Below are 7471 nucleotides of genomic sequence, written 5' to 3' on the forward strand. Positions count from 1 at the left end.
ATTATAACACTATTTTTTAATTGAGTTTGGATTTCTGATCCTCATAATTGATATAGAGTAATTAATATACAAGCATTAAAAAAAATTAAAATTACAAGTGATTGAATGACTTATGCATCTGAAATTTTGGATAGTATTAGAATTAATAAGTTTGAATATAAAGAAATTCCTGTAAATATTAATTATACTGATTATAGTATAAAAAAATGACAAAAAAATTTAAATGCATTCAAAATATTAATAGAATTAATTTATAAAAAACTTTTTTTTAGATAAGTAAAATTTAATTTATTTAGAATTAATAATATTTTATGAGAATAATAAGTAAAAATAAACAAGCATTATTAAATTATGATATAGTAGAAAAATTTGAAACTTGAATAGTATTGAAATGATTTGAAGTTAAAGCAATAAAAACTTGAAATATTAATATAAAAGAATCTATAGTAAAAATTTATAATGATGGACAAATATATATTACAAATATGTCCGTTCCTTTATACAAAAAAACAAATTTCAAAATAGTTTCATGGTATGAACCTAAAGGAACTAGGAAATTGTTGATGCATAAAAGACAAATAAGAAAATTAGCTGAAAGAACTCACAAAACATGACTTACTATGATAGCATTAAAAATTTATGAAAATAAAAAAAACTTGATAAAAATTGAAATATGACTTGGCAAATTGAGAAAAAAAGTAGAAAAAAAACAAATTCTTAAAGAAAGGGATGTAAATAAACAAGCTCAAAGAGATATAAAAAATTTAAGAATTTAAAAATTTAAATTGCAAAATAAAAAAAATATATTATAATATATTATCAATTAATTTTTTTATTATTAAATAATTATATAAATGTTAATATTATTAGCCTTGATAATAGTAAGTATAGGTTGAGCAATAGTTTTTACTGTATACTCGCTATTTAATCCATTTATAGAAAATATGGGAGATATAAAAAATTATAATATAGCATATTATTGAGCTATTTCTTCATTGGAAAGATGAAATTTAGCTTTAAGATACCGCGATGCATGATTTGAATGATCTTGATGATGGACATGAACAACTGATTTTGGTCCAAATAGTGATCATCTTAAAAATGATTATTGAAGACTTGCAACTCAAAATAATTCAATGTACTGGGAAATTAAATCTAGAGAATGAATCACTATTCCTAGTGCTTGAGATTGAAATGTTGATTTAGCTTTACAATATACTTGAACAACATATGAACATAGTAAAGATTACAATAAACTTTGATATAATATGATTGAAGAATTTATTTTGACTTTAGATGATACTAATGAAAATGATGCATATTCTTCAAGCACTACTTCAAATAAAAATATTGTTAATTTAGATTGAATAGATGCAACATTTAGACTACCTCCTTATATTAAAGATAAATTTTCTGGTCCTACTAATCCATTATGTACTTTGGCTGATTGTGATCTTTCATGAGATTGAATAGATAATGATATAGTTGTAAATTGGGATATATCTGGTAAACATAATAGTAATAATTTTAGTTTAAAACCTAGTATAGAAGTTAGTTATGCTGCTGGAAGTGTGTGAAATAAAGATACTGCTATTAGAGAAACTCATGTTAATAATGATAAAACAATAGAATTTTATAATTCAATGAATCCTACTTCATCTTTACCTTCTCATGATCCTGATAAAAACAATATAATTCCGTCAAATCATGCTTTTTCTGGATCAAATTTTGACTATATTTTTAGTAATACTAATGAAGATCTTAGTATTAGTTTTTCATTAGTAAATTTATTAGCAACTAGTGTTATGTATGATTCTAACAATAGAATTTATCCTTTTTTGGAATACAAAATTAAATTTGATTGAGTAAGTGAAGTACCAGCTCGTTTTTATAATATAAGTTGAATATGAGAAGTTTGAGAATATCAAGTAAAAATAATACAGAGAAAACCTACAAGTGAAAGAAATATTGCATCTGATTTTACTATATTGTTTTAAACAATATTGTTTAATATTTAAATTTAAAATATGTATATATATTGAAATGAAATTTGACAAGAAGTTTTACAAAAACATTTTTCAAGTTTGTTTAATTGAGAAGATTTAGTAAATTTTTTTATATTATCTTGAGCTAGTTGAGTTTGAAAAAAAACTTTAATAAAAAAACTTGCCAAAGAATATTTATGAAAATATTATGATAGTGATTTTTTTGTTATTAAAGATTATACTAAATATTTATGAAAAAAACATTCTTTAAAAATTGGGGAAGATTGAAAACTAAAAAGTATTGAATTATTAAATAAAGAAAAAGTTGTTGATTATACAGTAAGATGGATTATAGAATGGTTAAGTAAAACTTCACCTAGTGCTTTCAAAATACTTTTGATAGAAAATATTGATAGATTGACGGCAGAAGCTGGAAATGCACTACTAAAAACATTTGAAGAATCTACAAATAAAATAATATTAATATGAACTACTCAAAATCATAAAAATTTATTAAATACTATTTTATCCAGAGCTAATATAATTAAATTTGAAGAATCTTGAAAAGAAAATCTAAAAAAATATTTAGATGAAAATTTTGGTAATATTGATGATTCTTCCAAAGAAATTTTGTGTAAATTGTCTTGAAATAGAATTTGAATATCATATCATTTATTAAATGATTTTAGTAAGTGAGATTTTACATTTTCTGATATAAAAAATAATTTTGATAAATTTATAAAATTATCAAAATATGAATGATTTTATAATGAAAAAATTTCTATATTAAAAATATTTAGTAAATATAATATACTTGAAATTATATTTGATTGACTTATTCATTATTATGAATCTTTAAATAATTATATTATAGTTGATAAAATAATTTATTGTAAAAAATTATTATCAGCTAATGTTTGATTAGAGAATATATTATTTTATTTTGTGTTATCATTAGATAAATTAAATGTTAAAGAAAATAAATAGATTGAATCGTAAAGATATAAATTTTTTGTTTAGAAATCAAAATATTATTTATTGAAAATATTTTTCCTTTTTTTATTATAAACAATATCCAAATAGAAAATATAATCAATTTTCTATACAAGTTCCAACTAAACTTTCAAAACTTGCAGTAGATAGAAATTATATAAAAAGAATTCTTATGCATTATATAAGAGAAAATTCATATGATATAAATAAATTTGGTGACAAATATTACAAAATATTTGTAATATTCAATAAAAAATATATTCCTGAATTTAAAAAAAAGATTGAAACAAAAGAAAAAAAAGTTATATATAAAACTATTATAGAAAATTTTAGATTTAGTTTTAACAATATTAACATTAAATTATGAAACAAGTAAAAAATAAATTCACCAAATTATTAGATAAATGAATGAATAAAATTTCTAATATAAAAAATGAAAAAGAAAAAGAATTTGAAAAAATTGAAAAAATAGATAAACAAATTGAAGAGAATAAAAATAAAAAAACAAAATTACCAAAATTTGATTTAGATAAATCAGATAAAAATGATACTAGTAGATTTTTGAAATTTTGGTTGATATGAGCAATGGTTGCATATATATCTTTTGTAGTTTTCAATTCATTAAATTTATTATATTTGATTATTGCTGCATATATAATATCTATTGCTATGGAAATACTTATTGAAGGCTTTCAAAAATTTTTACCTAGAGTATTATGAATAATAATTTCTTATTTATTATTATTAGTTTTATTATTAAGTTGATTTATAATAATAATTCCTTTTGTATTAGCTCAAAGTGCTGATATAATGCAATCATTTATAGATATAATATCTTGAATTCAAAATGATTTAAAATCAAATTGATTGGAGTATGTAATTAGTAATTCAAATTTCATTCCTTGATTTTTGAAAAATACGATTTTGGATCAAATTAATGACAGAAGTGTTATAATAGCGATTCAAACTGCTATTCAAGATAATATTAGTCAAATTGCTAGTATATGAACTGGTTTTATAAATAATGTATGATCTATTGCCGTTAATATAATTTGATGATTTTTTTCTGCTATATCTCAAGTATTATTAGTTTTTGTATTAGCAATATTCTTATCTCTTCAAAAAGATTCTGTTATGAATTTTATATGAGCAATGTCATCCAACAAAGATTATGTAATAATTAAATTAAAAAAACTTTACAAAAAATTATGATTTTGGTTAAAATGACAATTTTTATTAAGTATATTTATATTTATTACAGTATTTATTTTATTGAATACAATATCATTTTTTGGGATGGATTTACCAAATAAATTTACTTTAGCATTAATTTCTTGATTAACTGAATTTATTCCTATTTTGGGACCTGTACTTGGTGCTATACCTGCTATGTTGGTAGCTATTTCTGAATTTTGATTTATATGATTTATTACAATTGTTGTTATATATACTTTGATACAAGGATTTGAAAATTATATATTAGTTCCTTTAGTTATGAATCAAGCTTTATGAGTAAGTCCTCTTTTGATAATTATAGCTATGTTGCTTTGATGATCTTTAATGTGATTTGTTTGAATAGTTTTGTCAGTTCCTATAGCTGTAATATCTAATTTAATTTTTGAAGATATTATTAAAGAATAATTTTTAATTAAATAAAAATTCATGTATTATGAATATAGAAAAATTCTTGTGAAGTAAAACAAGAGCATGAATATTAAAATATCTTTTATTCAAAAGACAAGGTATTTCTATGAGAGCTTTGGAAAATGATCTAAATTGGTCATTTAGTGCAATAAAAAAGCAAGTTGATAGTCTTTTGGAAGCATGAATTATATTTATTGATAAAGATATTAATAAATGGTCTATATATTTAGATAAAGATATTTCTGATCTAATTAGAAAAATTTTTTTGTATAGTTTAGAATTTGAATTAAAAAAAACATTTGAAAAATATGACACTGTAATTAGTAATTTTTTTTTATGAAAAGTTTTTGGTAATAAAATAGATTATGATATTATTGTAATATACAATATATGTGAAGAAGAAATATTACAACAAATAAAAAAAGATATATCTAATATATTTTCAGATTTTTATATAGAAAATATTGCAGTAGTTTTTATGTCAAGTGAAGACTTCAAAAAAAGATATCGTTTGGCTGATAAATTTGTTCTTTCTGTTATTACAAATTGTAAATAATTTATATTTTTATTATATTTTTATGTCTTTTTATCCAAATAATCCACAATTTTTACATGAAATGGTTATAGATTCTATCTTATCTATACAAAATTATAGGAATTATCCAGAAGGAAAAAATCCAAGAATTATATTTTGTCCTAGTGATTATTATATTTATTCTTCATGAATTATGGCTACAGCTTACAATATTTTATTAAAAAATAAAAAATTAAAAAAAATTATTATTATTTGATATGATCAGAATATTGATTGATTTAATTATATACAGGAAAATAAATTATATAATACTTTATGAGTTTTTCCAGTAGATAATGAATTAAAAAATAAATCAAATTTAGATTTTTTAAATCTAAGAAAAAAAGAAGAAATTAATATGGAAAATATAGATTCTCAACTTCCATTTATCAAAACTACTATCAAATTTGAAACTATTTTTCCTATAATTATTTGAAAAACAAATAAATATATAAAATTAGTAAATTTTCTTAAAAATATTTTGGAAAATGATGAAACTGTATGAATTATTTTTAGTTCAAATCTTTATGAATCAGATAAATATAATAAAAATATAGATATAAATCTAACTAATTCAATAATTAATTTTGATCTCAAAAATATAAATAAATCAATGAGTAAATATTATACTATAATAAAAATATATTCAAATTTATCAAAAAAAATGTGAATGAAACCATTTTTACAACTAAATTTAAATTCATCAAATTTTTGAATTAAACCTGTAAAATGATATTTTAGTTTTGTAAGTTAAAAAATGCCTGCATTAATATTGGAAAATATTCGTAGTTCATATAATGTTGGAAATATTATTCGTACTGCCGATGCATTCAATTTTGATATTATAATTTCTTGATATACTCCCTCTCCCAAAAATAAAACTTCTATTTGTAAAACTTCGCTTTGAGCTGAAAAAAATGTTAAAATTTATGAATTTTATAATACTAAAAAAGCTATTTTATTTGCAAAAGAAAAATATAAATATCTAATTGCATCAGAAATAAATAAATCTGCCAAATCTCTAAATAATTTTGATATAAAAAATAAAAATGATTTAGCTATTGTTTTATGAAATGAAGTAAATTGAGTTTTACAAGAAACTTTATCATTTGTGGATGAAATAATTTATATACCTATGTTTTGAATTAAAGAATCATTAAATGTATGACAAGCATCTAGTATATTAATGTGGGAATATTACAAAAAGTATTTGTAAAAATATTTTATTTTAAAAATAAAAAATATATTATGTTATATTCAATAATTAAAAAAGTTTACAACTCCAAAACAATAAAAAATAATAATTTTAGAAAAATTTTATTTTTCCATAATTTGATTATCAAAAAAATTAATAAATGAAAAAAAATATATAAAATAAATATTTGAGATTTAAAATTAAAATTTAAATCTGATCTTTCAAATTCTTATATGACCAAAATTATTTATATGAGATGATATTATGAAAAAAAAACTTCAAAATATATTATAAATAATCTAAAAAAATGAGATATATTTTTGGATGTATGAGCAAATTTATGATACTACTCATTATTAGCATCAAAAAAAAATTGAGATACTTGAAAAGTTTTTTCTTTTGAACCTGTAAAAAGTAATTATGAAAATTTGATAGAAAATATAAAAATAAATAATTTAAAAAATATAGAATATTTAAATATATGACTTTGAAATGAAAATAAAGAATTTGATATAAATATAAATCCAAACAATATTTGAAATAATTCTGTTTTATTAGATCATAATTATTGATATAAAGAAAAAATAAAAATAAAAAGATTTGATGATTTAAATTTGGATATTGATAAATCAAAAATTAAATTTATTAAAATTGATGTAGAATGATTTGAATATGAAGCTATGAAATGAATGGAAAAACTTATTGATTTAAATAAAAATTTACAAATAATACTTGAATTTTCTCCTGAATTTTATCATCATTTTGATGAAAATTATTGATTAAGATTTGCTCAATTTATATATTCAAAATGATTTGAAACATTTGATATTAACAATAATTTTAAAAAAATTAATTTAATTGACGATAATAATTATATACAAAAAAATATTTTATTAAAAAAATAAAAAATAAAAAAACACTTTAAATAAATTTTTAAAGTGCTTTTTATTAAAACTAATTTATTATAGATTTATTCATTGTCAATTTCATCTTCATCTCATTCATCATTGACCTCTTCTATTTCATTTTCATCATTTTCTCATTCAATTTCAATCCATTTTTCTTTGTCCAATTCATAAT

The 7471-nt window shown here is 19.4% G+C and carries 9 protein-coding genes and 1 pseudogene; all 10 read left to right on the top strand.

Translation table 25 applies throughout. The features are described 5' to 3' along the window. Positions 1–276, top strand: a pseudogene (locus VAMP_RS04090) (glycosyltransferase family 2 protein); the annotation flags it as partial. A 35-nt stretch (positions 277–311) separates the two neighbouring features. After that, positions 312–776, top strand: coding sequence for an SsrA-binding protein SmpB (smpB, locus tag VAMP_RS04095; protein WP_213349622.1), 465 nt, complete (start codon positions 312–314; stop codon positions 774–776). Between the two features lie 78 nt (positions 777–854). Next, entirely contained in the window at positions 855–1997 is a 1143-nt protein-coding gene (locus tag VAMP_RS04100; RefSeq protein ID WP_213349624.1) for a hypothetical protein, read from the top strand. 30 nt (positions 1998–2027) lie between these two features. Continuing rightward, the gene (locus VAMP_RS04105; protein WP_213349626.1) at positions 2028–2972 is read left to right on the top strand and encodes a DNA polymerase III delta subunit-related protein; all 945 of its coding nucleotides are present in this window, start codon (positions 2028–2030) and stop codon (positions 2970–2972) included. After that, positions 2953–3354: a ribonuclease P protein component gene (locus VAMP_RS04110; protein ID WP_213349629.1), complete on the top strand. Its 402-nt coding sequence runs from the start codon at positions 2953–2955 to the stop codon at positions 3352–3354. Before VAMP_RS04105 ends, VAMP_RS04110 begins: the two co-directional genes overlap by 20 nt. Then, the gene (locus VAMP_RS04115) at positions 3342–4619 is read left to right on the top strand and encodes an AI-2E family transporter (RefSeq protein WP_213349631.1); all 1278 of its coding nucleotides are present in this window, start codon (positions 3342–3344) and stop codon (positions 4617–4619) included. The genes VAMP_RS04110 and VAMP_RS04115 overlap by 13 nt, the downstream gene beginning before the upstream one ends. 28 nt (positions 4620–4647) lie before the next feature. Further along, entirely contained in the window at positions 4648–5178 is a 531-nt protein-coding gene (locus VAMP_RS04120) for a helix-turn-helix domain-containing protein (protein WP_213349633.1), read from the top strand. Between the two features lie 22 nt (positions 5179–5200). Beyond that, a complete protein-coding gene (gene amrB, locus VAMP_RS04125; protein WP_213349635.1) occupies positions 5201–5950 on the top strand; it encodes an AmmeMemoRadiSam system protein B in 750 nt (249 codons plus the stop codon). 3 nt (positions 5951–5953) lie between these two features. Next, positions 5954–6412, top strand: coding sequence for a TrmH family RNA methyltransferase (locus tag VAMP_RS04130; protein ID WP_213349637.1), 459 nt, complete (start codon positions 5954–5956; stop codon positions 6410–6412). Between the two features lie 32 nt (positions 6413–6444). Continuing rightward, a complete protein-coding gene (locus tag VAMP_RS04135) occupies positions 6445–7296 on the top strand; it encodes an FkbM family methyltransferase (RefSeq protein WP_213349639.1) in 852 nt (283 codons plus the stop codon). Positions 7297–7471: the final 175 nt, after the last annotated feature.

It is taken from the genome of Candidatus Vampirococcus lugosii, from assembly GCF_018420025.1.
In the GTDB taxonomy this organism is placed as follows: domain Bacteria; phylum Patescibacteriota; class Gracilibacteria; order Absconditabacterales; family Absconditicoccaceae; genus Vampirococcus; species Vampirococcus lugosii.